This window comes from Avibacterium gallinarum, assembly GCF_002921135.1.
GTDB lineage: Bacteria > Pseudomonadota > Gammaproteobacteria > Enterobacterales > Pasteurellaceae > Avibacterium > Avibacterium gallinarum.
The window spans coordinates 50,672-70,121 of sequence record NZ_PQVJ01000021.1 but is presented as its reverse complement, the minus strand read 5'-3'; the positions used below and the strand labels follow the sequence as shown (position 1 = coordinate 70,121).

General features: G+C 42.6%; 17 protein-coding genes and 1 pseudogene. 1 reads left to right on the top strand and 17 read right to left on the bottom strand.

Features of this window, described 5'->3' with window-relative positions:
* Both C3007_RS08600 and hchA read right to left on the bottom strand, forming a co-directional pair.
* A partial coding sequence (locus tag C3007_RS08600; RefSeq protein WP_115261337.1) for an SDR family oxidoreductase occupies positions 1 to 483 on the bottom strand: 483 nt, incomplete at its 3' end.
* Positions 484 to 561: 78 nt separating this feature from the next.
* Complete coding sequence (gene hchA / locus C3007_RS08595; RefSeq protein WP_103854065.1) at positions 562 to 1,428, bottom strand: glyoxalase III HchA; 867 nt, start codon at positions 1,426 to 1,428, stop codon at positions 562 to 564.
* Between the two features lie 141 nt (positions 1,429 to 1,569).
* Here hchA and C3007_RS08590 point away from each other — a divergent pair, with 141 nt between their 5' ends.
* Positions 1,570 to 2,490, top strand: a complete 921-nt coding sequence (locus C3007_RS08590) for a LysR family transcriptional regulator (protein ID WP_103854064.1) — start codon at positions 1,570 to 1,572, stop codon at positions 2,488 to 2,490.
* A 60-nt stretch (positions 2,491 to 2,550) separates the two neighbouring features.
* Here C3007_RS08590 and lpxC read toward each other — a convergent pair whose 3' ends face one another.
* From lpxC to ftsI, 15 genes and pseudogenes are all read right to left on the bottom strand, one after another.
* On the bottom strand, positions 2,551 to 3,468 hold the full coding sequence (gene lpxC / locus C3007_RS08585) for a UDP-3-O-acyl-N-acetylglucosamine deacetylase (RefSeq protein WP_103854069.1): 918 nt from the start codon (positions 3,466 to 3,468) through the stop codon (positions 2,551 to 2,553).
* Between the two features lie 42 nt (positions 3,469 to 3,510).
* On the bottom strand, positions 3,511 to 4,818 hold the full coding sequence (ftsZ, locus tag C3007_RS08580; RefSeq protein ID WP_103854063.1) for a cell division protein FtsZ: 1,308 nt from the start codon (positions 4,816 to 4,818) through the stop codon (positions 3,511 to 3,513).
* A 174-nt stretch (positions 4,819 to 4,992) separates the two neighbouring features.
* Positions 4,993 to 5,331, bottom strand: a complete 339-nt coding sequence (locus tag C3007_RS08575) for an FtsZ/tubulin family protein (protein WP_103854062.1) — start codon at positions 5,329 to 5,331, stop codon at positions 4,993 to 4,995.
* Positions 5,325 to 5,594 (bottom strand): hypothetical protein, encoded by a 270-nt coding sequence (locus C3007_RS08570; RefSeq protein WP_103854061.1) that lies wholly within the window; start codon positions 5,592 to 5,594, stop codon positions 5,325 to 5,327. The genes C3007_RS08575 and C3007_RS08570 overlap by 7 nt, the downstream gene beginning before the upstream one ends.
* A 29-nt stretch (positions 5,595 to 5,623) precedes the next feature.
* Complete coding sequence (ftsA, locus tag C3007_RS08565) at positions 5,624 to 6,901, bottom strand: cell division protein FtsA (protein ID WP_103854060.1); 1,278 nt, start codon at positions 6,899 to 6,901, stop codon at positions 5,624 to 5,626.
* A gap of 24 nt (positions 6,902 to 6,925) precedes the next feature.
* Positions 6,926 to 7,696, bottom strand: coding sequence for a cell division protein FtsQ/DivIB (locus C3007_RS08560; protein WP_103854059.1), 771 nt, complete (start codon positions 7,694 to 7,696; stop codon positions 6,926 to 6,928).
* Entirely contained in the window at positions 7,696 to 8,622 is a 927-nt protein-coding gene (locus C3007_RS08555; protein WP_103854058.1) for a D-alanine--D-alanine ligase, read from the bottom strand. Before C3007_RS08555 ends, C3007_RS08560 begins: the two co-directional genes overlap by 1 nt.
* An 11-nt stretch (positions 8,623 to 8,633) precedes the next feature.
* Positions 8,634 to 10,064: a UDP-N-acetylmuramate--L-alanine ligase gene (gene murC, locus C3007_RS08550; protein ID WP_103854057.1), complete on the bottom strand. Its 1,431-nt coding sequence runs from the start codon at positions 10,062 to 10,064 to the stop codon at positions 8,634 to 8,636.
* Between the two features lie 23 nt (positions 10,065 to 10,087).
* Positions 10,088 to 11,134: pseudogene (gene murG, locus C3007_RS08545) on the bottom strand (undecaprenyldiphospho-muramoylpentapeptide beta-N-acetylglucosaminyltransferase); the annotation flags it as partial.
* A gap of 26 nt (positions 11,135 to 11,160) precedes the next feature.
* Positions 11,161 to 12,339: a putative lipid II flippase FtsW gene (gene ftsW / locus C3007_RS08540; RefSeq protein ID WP_103854055.1), complete on the bottom strand. Its 1,179-nt coding sequence runs from the start codon at positions 12,337 to 12,339 to the stop codon at positions 11,161 to 11,163.
* A 10-nt stretch (positions 12,340 to 12,349) separates the two neighbouring features.
* Positions 12,350 to 13,660, bottom strand: a complete 1,311-nt coding sequence (gene murD, locus C3007_RS08535) for a UDP-N-acetylmuramoyl-L-alanine--D-glutamate ligase (protein ID WP_103854054.1) — start codon at positions 13,658 to 13,660, stop codon at positions 12,350 to 12,352.
* A gap of 18 nt (positions 13,661 to 13,678) precedes the next feature.
* Entirely contained in the window at positions 13,679 to 14,761 is a 1,083-nt protein-coding gene (mraY, locus tag C3007_RS08530) for a phospho-N-acetylmuramoyl-pentapeptide-transferase (protein WP_103854053.1), read from the bottom strand.
* Positions 14,755 to 16,137 (bottom strand): UDP-N-acetylmuramoyl-tripeptide--D-alanyl-D-alanine ligase, encoded by a 1,383-nt coding sequence (gene murF, locus C3007_RS08525; RefSeq protein ID WP_103854052.1) that lies wholly within the window; start codon positions 16,135 to 16,137, stop codon positions 14,755 to 14,757. Before murF ends, mraY begins: the two co-directional genes overlap by 7 nt.
* A complete protein-coding gene (murE, locus tag C3007_RS08520) occupies positions 16,134 to 17,609 on the bottom strand; it encodes a UDP-N-acetylmuramoyl-L-alanyl-D-glutamate--2,6-diaminopimelate ligase (protein ID WP_103854051.1) in 1,476 nt (491 codons plus the stop codon). Before murE ends, murF begins: the two co-directional genes overlap by 4 nt.
* Positions 17,610 to 17,629: 20 nt before the next feature.
* Positions 17,630 to 19,432, bottom strand: a complete 1,803-nt coding sequence (gene ftsI, locus C3007_RS08515; RefSeq protein ID WP_103854050.1) for a peptidoglycan glycosyltransferase FtsI — start codon at positions 19,430 to 19,432, stop codon at positions 17,630 to 17,632.
* Positions 19,433 to 19,450: the final 18 nt, after the last annotated feature.

The following is a 19,450-nucleotide window of genomic DNA, read 5'->3' as shown; positions in this document are numbered from 1 at the left end:
TTTTGTGGCACTATATACCGTGCCGCCGCCCGATGACACTTTCAAACCAGCCACAGAAGAAAGATTGATGATATGCCCTGAATTTTGTGCAAGCATTGTTGGCAGCACCGCCGCAATGCCGTATAGCACGCCTTTGATATTCACATCAATCATTCGATCCCATTCGTCCACTTTTAATGCACTCATCACCGCGCCCGGCATAATGCCCGCGTTGTTGATTAACACATCAATGCGACCAAATTGTTGTAATGCGGCTTGTGCCAATTTTTCTACGTCTTCACGTTTTGATACGTCCATTTGCACTACAACGGCTTCGCCACCTTGCTGTTGAATTTGCTCAGCAAGGGCTTGTAAACGCTCTAAGCGTCTTGCGCCTAACACCACTTTTGCCCCTAATGACGCTAAATGGCGCGCGGTTTCTTCACCTAATCCACTTGACGCCCCTGTGATTAATACCACTTTACCTTGAATATTATTGCTCATTGTTATTCCTTATTTCATTGATCTTATTAAATAAAAAAGAGCGGTGAAAATTTTCTCAATTTTACACCGCCCTTTCGGTTATTTCACTGCTTTCAATAATTCATCAGCAGCTAAAATCCCTAAGTTATTTGATGCTAATGGGCTGTCGCCTGTAAGCAATTTGCGATCTTTGTGAACTTGACCTGTGATGCCTTCGTTCATAATTTTCACGCCTAATTTAGCAAGGTTTTCACCCACTAACCATTGTAATTTACCTGGCATATAGCCGATTGCTTGGTTTGCGCCTTCATCTAATGAATCTGGGAACACACAAAGCTCATAGCCTTTGAATGGGAAATCTTCCGCTTTTTCGCCTACGCCAGCCGCTAATAAAGACGCTGGGCCGTGACATAAAGTGATCACGTGTTTATCTTTATTTAATGCCCAATCTAACACTTTTTTCACGTCTTTGCTGTGTGGCACGCCAGCTAATACGCCGTGGCCGCCTGGGATAAATACGGCGATATAAGGTGAATCTTCCGCTAACACTTCAGGTAAAATGTCTTCTAATTTTTTCGGATTTACTAATTTTGGCAAGTATTGGTTATATAAATCCATTACCGCTTTATCTTCTTCTGGCATTGCCCAAATTTCTAATTTAACTGGGTTACCTGATAAGGTTGCTACATCAATTTCAAAACCAGCGTGGTGCATATGCAACATAGGTAATAACATTTCAACGGGGTGGTTACCTGTTGAGAATAATTTACCGTTTTGCATTTCGATATAACGCTCATCTGTACCGATCATTAATACTTTGTGTTTACCTCCAGTATAAGGTTTATCGAATTTGAAACCGTCAAAATCTGTTTTTTTGCTGGTATATTGTGTTAAAGAATATTCTGATGGGAAGAACGCATTGTGTTCAGCACGATCCGCCACGGGGTTTTTACTTAAATCTGTCATTTTACTCTCCAAAAGTTTTTATCTTATAAAGTTCACTATGAAAAACCGTTTTAGCGTTTTTTCTGGCGTGCATTCTATCCCTAGATAATTACATTGAAAAGGGATAAAATCGGAATAGACTATTCGCAAAAAAGGAATAATATGAATAAACTTGATGCACTTCGTTATTTTAGTGTTGCCAGTGAAACCTTAAATTTTCGCGAAGCTGCACAACGCCTTGCGGTATCGCCACAAGTGGTAACCCGAATGATTGCCGAGCTAGAGAGTCTGCTGGGTGAACGTTTGTTTCAACGTAATACGCGTAGCATTAAACTCACCGAATTTGGCGAACAATTTCTGCCCCAAGCGCAACAGCTATTGGCTGATAGCGAGCGGTTGTTTTCTTCGCAAAAAATTAATGATAAAGCAATGCAAGGCATTGTGCGAATTACCCTGCCGCCAATGCCCTATAATGATCAGGTTTTGTATGAATTATTGACCGCACTTGAACCCTATCCTAATTTGGTCATTGATTGGCGTGTTTCTCTAGATAAGCTGAAAACCATTGATGATCAAATTGATATTGGGCTGCGTGTCTGTCTTGAGCCTGAGCAAGATTGGATTGCACACCACATCTTCACCTTGCAAGAAAAAATTGTTGCCGCACCGAAATTATTGCAACGCTTAGGCACGCCTGAAAGCCTGCAAGATCTGGCGTTAAACTACCCACTCAGTGGCTTGATTAACCCGAAACTAAAACGCATTTGGCACTGGCAAATTAATACTCAACAGCATTTTATTCCAACTCACCCGAAATTTTTGGCTTCTGATATGTATAGCGAATTGCAATCCGCTTTGGTGGGGCGAACTTGCTCGCAGCTGGTTGATATTTTATGCCAGCCTTATATTGATCAAGGCAAATTGGTAGAACTGTTTCCAGAGGTGGAAAAACAAAAATGGCAGCTTTATTTATATCGCCCTTATCAAAGTGTGGTGAGTGAGCGAGTATTATTTGTTTTTGAAAAATTAAAAACGATTTTGCAAGATATTGTGAAACGGATAGAAATGGAAAAAAGTGAATAAAATAAAGTGCGGTGAAAAATAAAGCCATATTTTTTAATATGGCTTTATTCGTTTTACGATTTAGATAAATACTTGATTTGGCGCGAGATAGCCTTGTGGTACTTGCTGTTTATCTTCAAAGGTAACAAACTCCCACGCCTCTTGATCTTCAAGCAAGGCTCTTAATAATTTGTTATTTAAGCCGTGTCCTGATTTATAGGCTTTGAAATCACCGATGATGTTATAACCACACATATATAAATCACCAATAGCATCAAGCATCTTGTGGCGCACTAGTTCATCTTTAAAGCGAAGACCATCTTCATTTAAGATGCGATAATCGTCAAGCACAATAGCGTTATCTAGGCTACCACCTAACGCTAAACCTTGTGATTGTAAATATTCAATGTCTTTCATAAAACCAAAGGTTCTTGCACGGCTAATTTGTTGTACGAACGCTTGTGCGGAGAAATCCATTACATAATTACGCACATCTTTACCAATCGCAGGGTGATTGAAATCAATGGTGAAATCTAAACGGAAACCATTGTAAGGTTTAAATTCTGCCCATTTATCGCCGTCTTCCACACGAATTGGCTTTTTCACGCGAATAAATTTTTTTGCTGCATTTTGTTCTTCAATGCCTGCATCTAATAAAAGATAAATGAATGGGCTTGCACTGCCGTCCATAATTGGAATTTCTGGCGCGTCCACTTCAATAATCACATTATCAATGCCTAAGCCTGCAAGCGCAGCATTCAAATGTTCTACGGTCGAAATACGAATGCCTTCTTCATTTATCAAACAAGTACAAAGCATTGTATCACGCACGGCATTTGCGTTGGCTGGGAACGTTACCGGTGGGTTTAAATCCGTACGGCAGTAAATCACCCCAGTATTTGCCATTGCTGGGCGTAAGGTTAGGGTTACTTTGTTGCCACTATGTAGCCCCACGCCTGTTACTTTAATACTCTGTTTTAAGGTTCTTTGTTTAATCATAATGTTTTCTAAATCCATTGTATGACAATAAGATTTATTCCTTTATTTATCTTCTGGTTTGCGCATAAAACTGTTCGCATTCACTAAACCGTCTTCTCTTTTAAGAGAATTTAAGCGATCAGTAATTGGCGTATCTAAAATATTTCGATTCGTTAAATCCGCAGGGCGATTTGGCATTTGTCCTTGTTGTGGATTATGTGGCTGATAACCTGTTGCCTGCTGTTGCCCAAATGGTTCTGGATTTGCTTTTTGCATCGGCTGACCTAATGGTGCGGTACGCGGTGCAATTTGAATATCTGGCTCATCAATATCACCAATACCCGTTGCAACAATCGTTACGCGCAATTCATCTGTCATATCTGGCACTAAGGTTGTTCCCACCACAACAGTAGCTTCTTCTGAAGCAAAGGCTTTGATTGTATCACCCACCACGGTAAATTCGTCTAAGGTTAGGTCAAAACCTGCGGTAACATTAACAAGCACCCCTCTTGCGCCGGCTAAATCCACATCTTCCAATAATGGGCTAGCAACCGCTTCTTGTGCCGCTTTTTCTGCACGTCCATCACCAGCTTCACCTTGAACAACGCCCGATCCCATCATTGCACGCCCCATTTCAGACATTACGGTACGAACGTCTGCAAAGTCCACGTTGATTAGACCCGGAGAAGTAATCATATCGGAAATACCTGTTACTGCATTACGGAGAATATCATTTGCAGCAGCAAAAGCATTCACTAAGCTGATGTTTTTACCTAATACTTTTAATAACTTCTCATTTGGAATGATGATCAAAGAATCAACGTGTTTAGACAGCTCTTTAATTCCCATCTCAGCGAATTGCATACGCTTTCTACCTTCAAATGAGAAAGGCTTGGTTACTACGGCAACAGTCAAAATACCTAATTCTTTTGCAATTTGCGCAACGATTGGTGCAGCACCTGTTCCTGTACCACCGCCCATACCTGCGGCGATAAACACCATATCAGCCCCTTCAAGCATTGCACGAATGGCATCTTGATCATCTTCTGCGGCTTTACGCCCTACATTTGGGTTCGCACCCGCGCCAAGTCCTTTGGTTGTTGAACCACCGATTTGAACAGTTTGTTGCACATTGCTTTTACGCAATGCTTGCGCATCTGTGTTTACGGCATAGAAAATAATTCTATCGTGTTCGTCATTTGTTGTTGGGAAAGCTAATTCATCAGCGCCCACTAATGTGCCACCAATATCGTTTTTAATCATATTAGCAACCATATGGTTTACGGCGTTACCGCCACCACCGCCAACACCAACGACTTTAATCAATGCGCCGTTCATATCACCAAGATCATAATCCACTGGTTCAAACATAGTTATTCTCCGTTAATGCCAAGATTTGCTGGCACAAAATTAAAACTTAAATTGCTCTTATTGTAGATGAAAAATAAAAATTCTCAAAATTCTGACCGCACTTTATTGCTAAAAATTCCCAAAAATAATAAAAGAAGTCGAAAAAATCGTAAATTTTCCACCGCACTTTTATTCTTAAGCAATAAAATGTTTTTCACTAAAACTTAATACGAACTCAACCAATTCACTATCCGCTTGGGCAAACAGTTGTTTTAAAGGTTGATTATCAGTTTTTGCGATCACTTCGTTATTATTTAACACTTTAAGGGTTGTAACTAATTTTTCCAATTTGCTGATCGCAATCTCTGCATTATTGATGCGTTTTTGCCCTTCAAAATCAAACGGTTTCACGACTACCGCCGCCATTGGGATTTTCATTGTGTTAAGTCTATCTGCAACCGCTGCAATCACCATTGACGATGTGTTACCACCAATGACTGAAACCAAAATAACGAAATCGCTATCGCCTACCATTTGGCGTAATTTTTTTCTACTTGTTGATCCGCCAAAGATTCTTGATTTAATTCATCACTGAGCAATAAGCTATCTTGCGCGTTACTTGAATTAAGCACGTCTTTATCGTTATCTATGGCATAAAACGCAAATTCATTGCTATTTGATGCGGTAATGAACGTATCGTCTTGATCGTTTTTCTGCATTTTATCCATAATCATATGGAGTGCTTTTGTGCCATAAGTTCCGATACCAAGCACGCTGATCAATAATGTATCATTCATTTTGTTTCTCCCATTTTAAATAAAAGTGGTTAAAATTCTGACCGCACTTTATTTACAACTTTTTTCAATCCTGACCAGAATACCCCTAAGAAACTCTCTCCTGATCCATATTGTTCGTTAATTGGGCTTTCATCTTCATCATTATGGTTATATTGTAATAACCCCACAACAGTAGAATATTGCGGTTTATTTACATAATCGGTTAAGCCGGTAATATTTAGTGGGCTACCGATACGCACTTGCATTCCAAACACTTTCGTTGCACATTGTTTTAAGTCTTCAATCTGTGCGCCACCACCAGTAATTACAATACCTGCAATTAATTCAAACTTCATTTGTTTGCTTTCAAGTTCGTACTGTAATTGGTTTAATTCTTGGCGAACTAAGCCTAATAATTCTTCATAACGCGCAGAAGTCGCAACTGATAATTGTTCTTTTGTTAGCACACGCGGCGCACGTCCACCGATGCCTGCCACTTCAATTCGTTTTTCTGGGTGTGAAGATGGCGGATTCCACGCACTGCTGTAATTCACTTTAATGCGTTCAGCTTCTGTTCTTGAGGTTTCACAGGCATAGGCGATGTCATCGGTAACACGATTTCCTGCATAAGGAATTACTTTACTAAAACGCAATGCGCCGTTGGTGTAAACCACAATGTCCATTGTGCCAGCGCCGAAATCAATTAAGCATACGCCAAGATCTTTTTCATCTTCTGTTAGTACGGAGCAACCTGATGCCACGCCCGAATAAACGATTTTATCTACTTTTAATTTACAGCGCTCTACCGCTTTTTTAAGGTTGTTTTGCCAATCCTGATGACAGGCAATCAAATGTGCTTGCGCTTTTAAACGAACGCCCTGTAAGCCTAAAGGATCTTTAATATTTACCTGTTTATCTACGGCATATTCTTGCGGAATAATATGCAATAAGGAAAGCCCTTCGCCCATTCTCACTGAGCTGGCTGTGTGCATTGCGGAATCAATTTCCTCTTGTGTAACTTCACCTTCAGCAATCGGCACAAAACCGCTTTCATTTAAGCTTTGAATGTGATCGCCCGTAATGGCTAAGGTAACGCTTATAATTTGGCAATCTGCCACAGATTCCGCCGCCTCGATTGCTCGTTGAATTGAGGTAACCACTGCGTTTAGGTCAGTAATGCTACCTTTATCAATGCCCTTGGAAGGGCAGCTTCCCACGCCTAAGATATTCACTACGCCGTCTGGCAACACTTCACCCACAACAGCGACGACTTTAGAAGTACCGACTTCCAATCCAACAATCGTTTTTGATTCCACAATCTTTGCCATTTTCTAACTTCTTATCAGGTAAAATTATTCGTTTATATCAACCATTCCTACGGCAGCCCCTACTTTATAGCGGAGATCGACATAGGATAACTTTTTATTTTCAGGAACTTCAATTTGCGGATAAATGGTGGCAAAACGATCGAGTTTGCTTTTCCATTCTCCCCGTCCCAATTTTAATAATACGCCATTATCAAGTTCTAATTGCCAAGCCTCTCGATCATCAATGGCGACGGATTTTAATGTTAATCCTTTCGTTTTTAGATCTTGATAAATCTTTTTCCACGCCTCTAGCACCACTAAACTCTGATAATCCGGCCCTGCTAAGTGCGGTAAATTTTTATCCTGTAATTTATCCACTGGCAATTTGAATACCACGCCATCGCTAGATAAAAATTCATTATCGTTCCAAACGGCGACAGGCGTATATTCACTGACCAAAATGTTTAGTCGGTCAGGCCAGATTTTTCTCACTACGGCTTGTTTAACCCAAGGCATTTTTTGGATTTGCTCACGCACTAAACTCACATCTTGCCCAAAGAAACCTTTAAGATCGCCCATTTTTATCAGCATATCACGCACATCTTCATCAGTGGTGAATGCTGGTGTTCCTACGAGATTAAAGGCACTAATAGGGCGATCATCTAGTTTTTCGAGCCAATTTTGCCAATTTGAGTAAACATAAAACATTAACCCTAGACATAATAGCACAATTAATGGCTTGACCTGCATAAAAAAGCGAGATCTTGGCTCTCCAGTGCGTATGCTTTGTGTCGCTTTATGTCGCCATAACTTCATTAAACACTAAGCTCCAAAATTCTCTCTACAAGCTGTTCAAAAGAATAGCCTACGGTTGCTGCTGATTTCGGGAATAAACTATGGCTGGTCATTCCTGGGTTGGTGTTCACTTCCACTAAGCGGAATTGTCCATCACCGTCCATCATCACATCAATACGACTCCAACCACGGCAACCTACCGCATCATAAGCACGTTTCACTAATTGACGCAATTCTTGCTCACGTTCTTCAGTTAAACCTGCTGGGCAAAAATATTGCGTATTATCGGAAACATATTTCGCTTCATAATCATAAAATTCACCTTCAGGCACGATTTTAATTGAAGGCAACACTTCATTATCTAAAACAGGCACAGTAAATTCATCACCTGCAAGCCATTCTTCAATCAAAATGGTATCATCAAAACCTAAGGCAAATTCCACCGCACTTTGTAATTCATCAAGTTGATTGACTTTTCTTAGCCCTACACTTGAACCCTCCAACGAAGGTTTTACCATTAACGGCAGACCTAATTTTTCGACAACTGCCGCAGGATTTAGTTCGGATACTGTTGATTTTGTTACGATTTCCATATTTGCCACAGGCAAACCAAAAGCTTTCCACAGCATTTTCGTTCGCATTTTATCCATTGTTAAGGCAGATGCCATTACCCCACAGCCTGTGTAAGGAATACCAATTTGCTCAAGCAAGCCTTGCATTGTGCCGTCTTCCCCACCACGTCCGTGCAAAATATTGAAAACACGATCAAAGCCCTGTTGTTTTAATTCCGCCACAGGAAAGGTTTTCGGATCGATCGGGTGCGCGTCATAACCAAGGCTTTTTAACGCATTAAGCACGGCTTCGCCTGAATTAAGTGAAACCTCACGCTCGGCAGAAGTTCCGCCAAGTAACACGGCAATTTTTTCTTGTTTTAATGTTTTTTTCATACTACTTCCAATTAATTTTCTGTCCACTTATCGGCTAATTGACGGGATAGTTTACTCACATTGCCAGCGCCTTGCGCCAAAATTAAATCACCGTCTTGAATAACCTGATCCAAAATTTCCGCAAGACTTTCTTGTTCAGCCACAAAAATCGGATCAACTTTACCTAAATTACGAATAGAACGGCATAACGAACGGCTATCTGCCCCTGCGATTGGCGCTTCACCTGCGGCATACACATCAAGCATTAATAGCACATCAACTTGGGATAACACTTGCACAAAATCATCAAACAAATCACGGGTACGCGAATAACGGTGCGGTTGGAAAATCATCACAATTCGTTTGTTTTCCCAGCCTTTTTTCGCTGCTTCAATGGTTACACCCACTTCTGTTGGGTGATGCCCATAATCGTCCACTAACATCACTTTTCCGTTAGGACGAATAAACTGACCAAGCTGATCAAAACGGCGTCCTGCGCCTTGGAAATCGGCCAAGGCAGCTAAAATAGCCTCATTGCCAATGCCTTCTTCTTTCGCCACGGCAAAGGCTGCGGTTGCATTTAACGCATTATGCTTACCCGGTACATTAAGCAATACATTGACGCGTTCACCTTGTGGAGTAACCACGGTGTAATGCCCTTGGAAGCCTGTTTGCTGATAATCTTCAATGCGATAATCTGCATTTTCGCTAAAGCCATAAGTGATCACTTGACGCCCAACTTTTGGAATCAACTCAAGTAGCACAGGATCATCTGCACACATTACCGCTAAGCCATAAAACGGTAAATTATGTAAGAAATTCACATAGGTTTGTTTCATTTCTTCAAAATCACCGTGATAGGTTTCCATATGATCAGGCTCAATATTGGTTACCACCGAAACCATTGGTTGTAAGTGTAAAAAAGACGCATCGCTTTCGTCCGCTTCAGCAATTAAATAACGGCTTGCCCCCAAATGAGCATTTGTGCCAGCTGATTTCACCAATCCACCATTGACGAACGTTGGATCAAGCCCTGCTTGCGCATAAATCATTGAGATCATTGCAGTTGTGGTGGTTTTACCGTGTGTTCCTGCAATGGCAATGCCGTGACGGAAACGCATAATTTCCGCTAACATTTGCGCACGTTGAATCACAGGAATACGGTTATTGTGCGCTTCCACCACTTCTACGTTATCATCTTTAATGGCGCTGGATACCACCACCACACTCGCGCCATCAACATTGGCTGCTTGGTGAGAAAAATAAATTTTTGCACCTAACGCACTTAGACGTTGCGTTACTGCATTTTCCGCAATATCCGATCCTGTTACTTGGTAACCCTCATTCAACAAGACTTCCGCGATACCGCCCATTCCCGCACCACCAATACCGACAAAATGAATTTGTTTCACGCGGCGCATTTCTGGCACGGTTTGTCTTACTCGTTTTTGAAATTCTTTCATTGCTCTGCCTCTTGCCTTTCTTCTTATTTTGCTACTGCCATAATCACCTCAGCCACTTGCTGAGCCGATTGTGGCGTTGCCATTGCCTTGGCTTTCTCTGCCATTGTTAATAATTGGCTGCGATCAAATTGGTTCAACATCTCAATCAATGCTTCTGGCGTGAGATCTTTTTGTTCGATAATCTTAGCTGCGCCCACGTCCGCTAAATATTTTGCATTCAAATATTGTTGTCTGTCTTTATGTTGGAATGGCACGAAAATTGCGGGCGTTCCTACGGCAGCAAGTTCACACACCGTTAATGCGCCAGAACGGCAAATCACAATATCCGCCCAGCCATAGGCTTCTGCCATATCATCAATAAAATCCGTTACTTGTACATCAGCCCCTTGCGGATAAAGTGCGGTGATTTTTTCCGACATATTCGCCCCCACTTGATGGCGAACGGTCAATTTATCTCCTAAGGCTTCGACCACTTTCGGCAAAGTGAGATTTAACACGCGCGCGCCTTGGCTTCCACCCACCACAAGCACTCTTAATTTGCCTGAACGCTCAGCGAAACGCAGTGCAGGGCTTGGCATTTCAAATAAGGATTGACGCACAGGGTTGCCCACCACTTCCGTATTTGGAAAAGTGTTAGGAAAGGCTTGCAACACTCGGGTTGCAATTTTGGCCAACCAAGAATTTGTTAGTCCTGCCACGGCATTTTGTTCGTGTAACACAATGGGTACACCGCATAATTTTGCCGCCACGCCACCCGGCCCTGAAACATAACCGCCCATACCAAGTACGGTATTAGGCTGATATTCTTGAATAATTTTTTTCGCTTGGAAAATCGCCCGTGCAATTTTAAATGGTGCGGCAAGCAACGCCTTTATGCCTTTGCCACGCAAGCCTGAAATTTGGATAAATTTAATTGGGATACCGTGTTTAGGCACTAATTGTGCTTCCATTCGATCTTGCGTACCAAGCCAACAGATTTCCCAACCCTGTTGCTGTAGATATTGTGCAACCGCAATCGCAGGGAAAACGTGTCCGCCTGTTCCACCTGCCATCACTAATAAACGTTTTTTTGTTGTGCCACAATGTGTCCTTTTTCTTAATCATCACGCAAGCGTGCGTGTCCACTTCGCATTAGTCGATTTTCGTGATCAATGCGTAATAAAATCCCGATACTGACAGACATAATAATCAAACTTGATCCGCCATAGCTTACCAATGGGAAAGTCAGCCCTTTGGTTGGCAATAAACCTAATGCCATGCCTAAATTTACGAAGCCTTGGAAGAAAATCCAAAAACTAATACCGAAAGCTAAAAATCCTTTGAAACGCTGTTCTAGTTGCAATGATTCTCGTCCTATTTTCATTGCTCTAAACACTAATAACGCTAACAATGTGATCACAAAGAGAATGCCAATTAGTCCAAATTCTTCCCCAATGACTGCCATCACAAAGTCAGTATGCGCTTCTGGTAAATATTCTAATTTTTGAATGGAATTTCCCAGTCCTTCGCCTGTGATCTCCCCTCGTCCAAACGCCATTAATGAGTTTGAAAGCTGAAAACCTGTGCCATAAGGGTCTTTAAAAGGGTCCATAAATCCCGTTAAACGTTTCAGTCGGTAAGCCGATGAAATCGCTAGCCATAATACAAGCAAGACGCCAGAACAAGCCAAGGCAAAGAACTGCCAGAAATTCGCCCCCACAATCCAAAGTAAACCAAAGGTAATCACAAATAAAACAACGGTACTTCCTAGATCGGGTTGCAATAATAATAAACCGCCCAATAATCCCATTACGACTAAGGGCTTGAATGCACTGAGCTTGCGGCTACGCACTTCGTCATAACGGCGGGTAAAATAGCTAGCAAGGAAGCAAGTAAGTGCCAACTTAGCAAATTCAGCAGGCTGGAAGTTAAAGAAGATCATTGGAATCCAACGTCTAGCCCCATTAATTCTTGAGCCAATTCCAGGAATAAGCACCATAACGAGCAAAATCATTGCAATCCAAAAAATATAGCCATAATACTTTTCCCAGAAAGTCGTTGGAATATTTAATACGGTATAGCAAGCAAAAATTGACAGCACAACATAGATGGCATCACGTTTTGCAAAATAGAAAGAGTCATTGAATAATCTCGCTCCCACAGGAATTGACGCAGAAGATACAGCGATCAATCCAATCACGAGCAAACTCACAAAGAGCCATAATAACGCTCTGTCGTAGAGCAAATTATTTGGCGTAATTCTTGAATGGACTTTTAAATTTTCAATAAACTGCATTGATGATTCTCTAACTTAATTTGGCTAAGCGGGTAAATTCTTCGCCACGCTTTTCAAATGAGGCAAATTGATCAAGGCTCGCACAAGCTGGGGAAAGCAAGACCATATCGCCTGATTTGAGTTGCGAACGAAAGGCTTCAATTGCTTGTTCCATTGTGTCAAACAAATGACTTTGCTCTGAAAGTTTCGCCAATTTTTCTCCATCTTGCCCAAAACAATAACACTCAATATGCGGTTGATTAATCAACGCAGCGAGTTCAGAAAAATCAGCGCCTTTGCCATCACCGCCGAGCAATAGATAAAGTTTACCTGCCACCTGTAAGCCTATGAGTGCTGCCACAGTGCTACCCACATTAGTGGCTTTAGAATCGTTGATCCAACGCACGCCATTGGAGAAATGGGCGAGTTGAAAGCGGTGTTCTAGCCCTGTAAATTCACGAAGTGCGGTGCAAATTCCGTGCAAATTTATCCCCGCACTTTGTGCAAGAGCAATAGCTGCCAGTGCATTCATATAATTATGGCGACCTGTCAATTTTATTTCATCGCAAGGTAAAATCATTTCTTCATAAGCCATTAAATATTGCTTACCGTTTTCGCTTTTTAGCCAATAATCAGCGTTCGTTTCGCCAAATCTCACTTGCTGCTTCGCTCGCTCTGTGCCGTCTTGTTGGGTTAACGGATCTTCTGCATTAATCACCGCAGTTTGGCAATGATGGTAAATGTTTAATTTGGCTTGGCGATAATCTTCTAAATCCACATAGCGGTTCATATGATCTTCGCTCACATTTAATACGGTCGCGGCAATGGCTTTTAAGCTGTAAGTGGTTTCCAGTTGAAAGCTCGACAGCTCTAGCACATAAATATCGTGGTTTTGTTCAAGCAAAGAAAGGGCTGGAATGCCAATATTGCCGCCCATTCCCACCTTTAAGCCTGCGGCTTTCGCCATTTCTGCTACTAAGGTGGTTACCGTGCTTTTGCCGTTTGAGCCCGTAATGGCAATAATCGGTTTATCGGCAGCACGGCAGAACAATTCAATATCGCCCACCACTTCAACGCCAGCTTGAAGTGCGGTGTAAATTTCTGGTGTTTTTACTGCAAGCCCTGGGCTGATTACAATCATATCGCTTTCCAGCAACCATTGTGGGTTTAAGCCGCCTGTATGCACTTCCACATTTGGCGGTAATTGTTCCACACCCGCTGGTGATTGGCGGGTATCCATCACGCGCACCTTAGCTTGTTGCGCAAGCAAATAATCCACGCAAGACAACCCTGTTTTGCCTAAGCCTACTACACAGATATTTTTATCTTGATATTGATTCATTGTTTGCTCTTAACCTTTTTAACGTAACTTCAAAGTAACCAAGCCAAGTAATACAAGCATTAAGGAAATAATCCAAAAGCGAATAATCACGCGCGGTTCAGGCCAGCCTTTTAATTCAAAATGATGGTGAATGGGTGCCATACGGAAAATACGCTGTTTACGCAGTTTGTAAGACCCCACTTGCAAAATTACAGACAGGGTTTCCATTACAAACACACCGCCCATAATCACTAATAAAAATTCTTGGCGAACTAGCACGGCCACCACACCTAATGCGCCGCCCAGTGCGAGCGATCCCACATCGCCCATAAACACTTGCGCTGGGTAAGTATTAAACCAAAGGAAGCCTAATCCCGCACCGACAATGGCGGTACAGAACACCACCAGTTCAGAAGTGTATTTAATATGCGGAATATACAAATAATTTGACCATTCTACGTTACCTGTTGCCCACGCAATCAAAGCAAATGCCCCTGCCACAAAGACAGTTGGCATAATGGCAAGGCCGTCTAAACCGTCTGTTAAATTCACCGCATTACTTGTCCCCACAATCACAAAATAGGCCAACACCACATAGAACAAGCCGAGCTGTGGCATCACTTCTTTAAAGAATGGTACGACAAGGCGTGTGGCATCGGTGTCTTTCCCCACGGCATACATACCAAATACCGCAACGAGCGCAATGGCCGATAGCCAAAAATATTTCCAGCGTGCAATTAAGCCGTCCGTGTTTTTGCGGGTAATTTTGCGGTAATCGTCCACAAAGCCCACTGCGCCATAGCCGAGCAACACAAATAAGCTAAACCAAACATAAGGATTAGCTAAATTCGCCCAAAACAAGGTGCTAACGGTAATGGCGAATAAAATCATAATTCCGCCCATAGTTGGCGTACCTTTTTTGCTTAAATGGCTTTCTGGCCCGTCATTACGCACTTCTTGGCCAAATTTAAGAATTTGTAAACGGCGGATCACTTTAGGGCCGATCCATAATGAAATTAACAGTGCGGTCAATAATGCCAAGATCGCACGCACGGTAATATAAGAGATGACATTAAAGCCACTTTGATATTGCTGGAGATATTCCGCGAGCCAAACTAACATTGGAAATTATCCTTTAATAATTCAATTACATTTTCTAATTGCATTCGGCGAGAGCCTTTGGCTAACACCACAACGGATTGATTTTGTGCTAATTTTTCTTTAATTAAGCGAGTAATAAAATCCGCCAAGACGGCTTGTTCAGTAAAATGTGTTCCACCACTTTGAGCTGAAATCACCGCACTTTCCTGACCAAAACTTGCCACAAAATCTAATTGTGCCGCTTTCGCCGCGTCCGCCACTTGCTGATGGCAAAGCTGACTATTTTCGCCTAATTCTGCCATATCGCCAACAATTAAAATGCGAAAAGCGGGATATTTTTGTAACACTTGAATCGCCGACTGCAAGGAATCCACATTGGCGTTATAAGTGTCATCGAGTAACAATAAATTTTCGCAAGGCTGAATCGGGAATAAACGCCCTTTCACTTTTGCGCCTTTTGCCAAGCCTTGTTGCACATCAGAAAGGCTTGCGCCCACATTCATCGCTAACGCGGTTGCTGCCAACGCATTGCTGATGTTATGCTCGCCTAAATAAGGCAGCTGAATGGCAATCTCGCCCTGTGGGCTGTGTAAGGTAAATTGCGATCCTTGCCCGGTGAGCTGAATATCCGCAGCATAAAAATCCGCTTGTGAATTTGTTAAAGAAAACGACCGCACTTGGTGATCGCCAATATTCTTTTGCCAATCCACCAGATAATTGCAATCTAAATTAATCAAGGCGATACCTTGTTGCGCAAGCCCTTGATAGATTTCGCCTTTGGCTTGTGCCACGCCTGCAAGGCTACCAAAACCTTCCAAATGTGCAGCGGCCACATTATTCACCATCGCCACGTTAGGACGCACTAATTCCGTGGTGTACGCAATTTCACCTAGATGATTGGCGCCCAATTCAATCACCGCAAATTTATGCTGCGGGGTAAGGCGTAATAAGGTTAATGGCACGCCAATATCATTATTGAAATTACCGTTGGTAAATAAAACTTGGGAAAAATCCCCCGCACTTTGTTGCAAAATGGCGGCAGTCATTTCTTTCACCGTGGTTTTGCCTGATGATCCCGTGATCGCCACCGTTAAAGGGTTAATTTGCGCTTTTAGCCATTTGCCTAGGTGTCCTAAGGCAAGACGAGTGTCCGCCACAACAATTTGTGGTACATCTATTTCACATTGATGATCGACGATCACCGCCAATGCGCCTTGTTCCACGGCATTGGCTAAATATTGATGCCCATTAAAACGCTCACCTTTTAAAGCAAAAAATAGCCCTTGCGGATTGGCTTGACGGGTATCCGTGCTGATATTTTCAATCGCGATACGCCCATCACCATAAAGCGTGCCATTGAGAATATCAGCCAATTGTTGGGTGGTTAATTTAATCATTTCGTTTCACTAAAATATTGTTTTACTGTCGCTTGATCGGAAAACGGCAATTTCGTTGTGCCAATAATTTGGTAATCTTCGTGGCCTTTGCCGGCAATCAGCACCACATCTTGCGGTTGTGCCATTTTGAGCGCTTGTTGAATCGCTTGATCACGCTGATGAATAATCTGCACCGTGCTTAAATCCACAAATCCCGCTTGAATGTCTTGCATAATTTTTTCGGCATCTTCTGTGCGTGGGTTGTCGTCCGTAACAATTACAAAATCGGCAAACTGCTCTGCAATGTGTGCCATTTGCGGACGCTTCCCTGTATCCCGATCACCGCCGCAACCAAACACGCAATAAAGCGCGCCTTCACAATGCAAACGTGCTGCTTGCAACGCTTTTTCTAAGGCATCTGGCGTATGTGCATAATCCACAATCGCCGTGGCTTGATTTGCCGCATTCAAACGTTCCATTCGCCCACAAACACCTTGTAATTGCCCCGCACTTTGGCAAAGTTCGTCTAATGAATAACCTAAGGCAAGCAGACTGGCGAAAGCAAATAATAAATTGCTGACATTAAATGCGCCAATCAATGGGCTATGCAATTCACCCTTGCCCCAACTTGATGTGAAATGAATAATCGCCCCTTGATTGTGGAATTGAACTTGCTCTGCTTTGAGCCATTGTTTATGGTTTGGTTGATAATCCGCTTTACAGCTCACCGCAATGGCATTGGGTAATTGCTGTAACCATTGTGCGCCCACAGGATCATCGGCGTTAATCACTTTATATGTGCTATTTAACTCGCTGAATAAACGGTATTTCGCAGCAGCATAATTTTCCATTGTGTGGTGATAATCAAGATGATCACGGCTCAGGTTGGTAAAAATGGCCACGGCAAATTGCAGTGCTTCAACGCGATGTTGCACTAAGCCGTGTGATGACACTTCAATGGCGGCAAAATCTGCGCCAGCCTGTACAAATTCTGCAAGGGTAGCTTGAATTTCAATGGCTGAACCGGTGGTATTTGCCGCTTCCTTAATTTGCCCAAGCAAGCCATTTCCAATCGTTCCCATTACCGCACTTTTATGAGCAAGCAAGTTTGCCCATTGTGCCACAAGCTGAGCCACCGTGGTTTTGCCGTTCGTTCCTGTTACGCCAACGAGGGTTAAATGGGCTGAAGGATCATTATAAAATTGCCCTGCAAGACGCGATAAATGTTGCGGTAATTCATAATAGGCAATGAGCGGAATGCCTTGTTCCATTTTGACGGTTAAGTGTTGCTGCGCAAAATCTGCTTCAAAAAGCACCGCACTTGCGCCATTAGCAATAGCTTGCGGAATGTAGTTTCTGCCGTCCGTTTGATGCCCTTTTATAGCAACGAAAAGACAGCCAGTCTTTGCAGAGCGGCTGTCTAACGTCATTTCGGTCAGCTCAACTTCTTGGGGCAAATGATCGATCCCCAAAAGTGCGGTGAGTTTTTTCATTATTTTTCCTTGATCAAAAATTAGTTCGTTGTTTCATCTTTTTTCTGAGTGTTTAAACGAACGGTGCGTTTGGCGACTTTTTGTTGCTCCACCGCATCAGGCGGAACGTTATTCATTCGTAACGCATAGCCCATAATATTTGAGAACAATGGTGCAGAAACCGCCCCACCATAATATTGCCCCGCTTTCGGCTCATTGATCAAAACGATCAGTGCATAGCGCGGATCGCTCACTGGCGCAATGCCTGCGGTGTAAGCAATATATTTATCCACATAACGGCCTTTTTCTAGCTTTTTCGCTGTCCCTGTTTTGATCCCAACACGATAGCCTTCCACCATTGCGCGTTTATTTTTGATCGCCACTTTTTCCATCATATTCACCACTTCACGGGTGATTTTCTCGGAAAATACACGCTGTCCGATAACAGGCGGATCAACCTTGGTAATAGAAAGTGGACGATAAATCCCGAAACTGCCTAAGGTCACATAAGCACGTGCAATTTGCACTGGCGTTACATTCAAGCCATAACCATAAGCCACGGTGGCACGCTCAATATCTGCCCAACGCTTACGGTTTGCATTTAATAAGCCTGATTGCTCACCGCTTAGCCCAAGTTCTGTCGGTTTTCCTAAGCCTGCATTTTCATAGGTTTCCATTAAGGCACTTGGTGGCATTAATAAGGCTAAACGGCTCATACCACGGTTACTGGAGTTTTCTAAAATTTCATCAAGGGTTTGGCTATCTCTTGGTGCCACATCTTTGACTTCGTGTCCATTTAGCACTAAACGCCCTGTATTAATCACTTGATGACGTCCCACCACGCCACGTTGAAGTGCGGTTAAAACAACAAAAGGTTTTACCGTAGAACCCGGCTCAAAAATATCCGTTACTGCACGGTTGCGGATAAGATCGGCTTTCACGCCAGTACGATTATTCGGGTTATAAGAAGGCGCATTCACCATTGCCAATACTTCACCTGTGCGAATATCTACTAACACAGCTGTGCCTGATTCTGCTTTATTTGCTGTAACCGCTTTTTTGATTTCACGGTAAACCATAGATTGCAGTTTTTCATCAATACTTAGCGTAACATTATGTGCATCGTATTTTTTAACATCGGCAATATCTTCCACCACACGCCCAAATTTATCTTTACGGTAAGTGCGTGAACCCGATTTCCCCACTAGTAAGGAATTAAAACTTTTTTCAATGCCTTCAATGCCTTCACCGTCAATATTGGTATAACCGATTAAATGGGCGGTTTCTTCCACTCTTGGATAAAAACGGCGTGCTTCTGTTTTTAACACAACGCCTTTGATTTTCAGCTGCTTAATATAATCAGCAACGGTTGGAGAAACCTGACGAGATAAATATACAAAGCGAGAAGAAGGATCTTTTTCCACGTGCTTAATTAAATTGCTATAAGAAACCCCAAGGGCTTTGGCGAGCGCTTGCCAACGTTCTTTATCTTGCAAAGAATTTTCTTCAAACACGAATTTAGCATCAGCCACCACAGAATACATCGGTACGCTGACAGAAAGAAGTTGTCCATTGCGATCTAAAATTGAACCACGCACAGAAAGCACTTGCTGAGTACGCACTGAGCGTTTATCCGCCTCATCAGCCAGCGGATCGGCATTTACCACTTGTATATAAGCCGCGCGTGCAATCAAGGCACTTAACCCAAGTACGACAGCGGCGATCGACCAATAAAAACGACCTTTCAAAAAACTATTATGGTAGGAAATTTTAGGTTTATTGCGTTTAATTGCACTGCCTGTGCTGGTGCTACGCTTTGTTCTGTGATTTTTCTTCTTGATCATTTTGCACCTTAGGGTCTA

Bases quoted from the DNA above. Each gene is read 5' to 3' on its own strand.
- murF (WP_103854052.1), bottom strand. From the start codon at position 16,137: ATGATTAAATTAACCACCCAACAATTGGCTGATATTCTCAATGGCACG.
- ftsA (WP_103854060.1), bottom strand. From the start codon at position 6,901: ATGGCAAAGATTGTGGAATCAAAAACGATTGTTGGATTGGAAGTCGGT.
- ftsZ (WP_103854063.1), bottom strand. From the start codon at position 4,818: ATGTTTGAACCAGTGGATTATGATCTTGGTGATATGAACGGCGCATTG.
- C3007_RS08575 (WP_103854062.1), bottom strand. From the start codon at position 5,331: ATGGTAGGCGATAGCGATTTCGTTATTTTGGTTTCAGTCATTGGTGGT.
- C3007_RS08560 (WP_103854059.1), bottom strand. From the start codon at position 7,696: ATGAAGTTATGGCGACATAAAGCGACACAAAGCATACGCACTGGAGAG.
- murD (WP_103854054.1), bottom strand. From the start codon at position 13,660: ATGAATCAATATCAAGATAAAAATATCTGTGTAGTAGGCTTAGGCAAA.
- C3007_RS08555 (WP_103854058.1), bottom strand. From the start codon at position 8,622: ATGAAAAAAACATTAAAACAAGAAAAAATTGCCGTGTTACTTGGCGGA.
- C3007_RS08570 (WP_103854061.1), bottom strand. From the start codon at position 5,594: ATGAATGATACATTATTGATCAGCGTGCTTGGTATCGGAACTTATGGC.
- murE (WP_103854051.1), bottom strand. From the start codon at position 17,609: ATGAAAAAACTCACCGCACTTTTGGGGATCGATCATTTGCCCCAAGAA.
- murC (WP_103854057.1), bottom strand. From the start codon at position 10,064: ATGAAAGAATTTCAAAAACGAGTAAGACAAACCGTGCCAGAAATGCGC.
- ftsI (WP_103854050.1), bottom strand. From the start codon at position 19,432: ATGATCAAGAAGAAAAATCACAGAACAAAGCGTAGCACCAGCACAGGC.
- lpxC (WP_103854069.1), bottom strand. From the start codon at position 3,468: ATGATTAAACAAAGAACCTTAAAACAGAGTATTAAAGTAACAGGCGTG.
- C3007_RS08590 (WP_103854064.1), top strand. From the start codon at position 1,570: ATGAATAAACTTGATGCACTTCGTTATTTTAGTGTTGCCAGTGAAACC.
- ftsW (WP_103854055.1), bottom strand. From the start codon at position 12,339: ATGCAGTTTATTGAAAATTTAAAAGTCCATTCAAGAATTACGCCAAAT.
- mraY (WP_103854053.1), bottom strand. From the start codon at position 14,761: ATGTTAGTTTGGCTCGCGGAATATCTCCAGCAATATCAAAGTGGCTTT.
- hchA (WP_103854065.1), bottom strand. From the start codon at position 1,428: ATGACAGATTTAAGTAAAAACCCCGTGGCGGATCGTGCTGAACACAAT.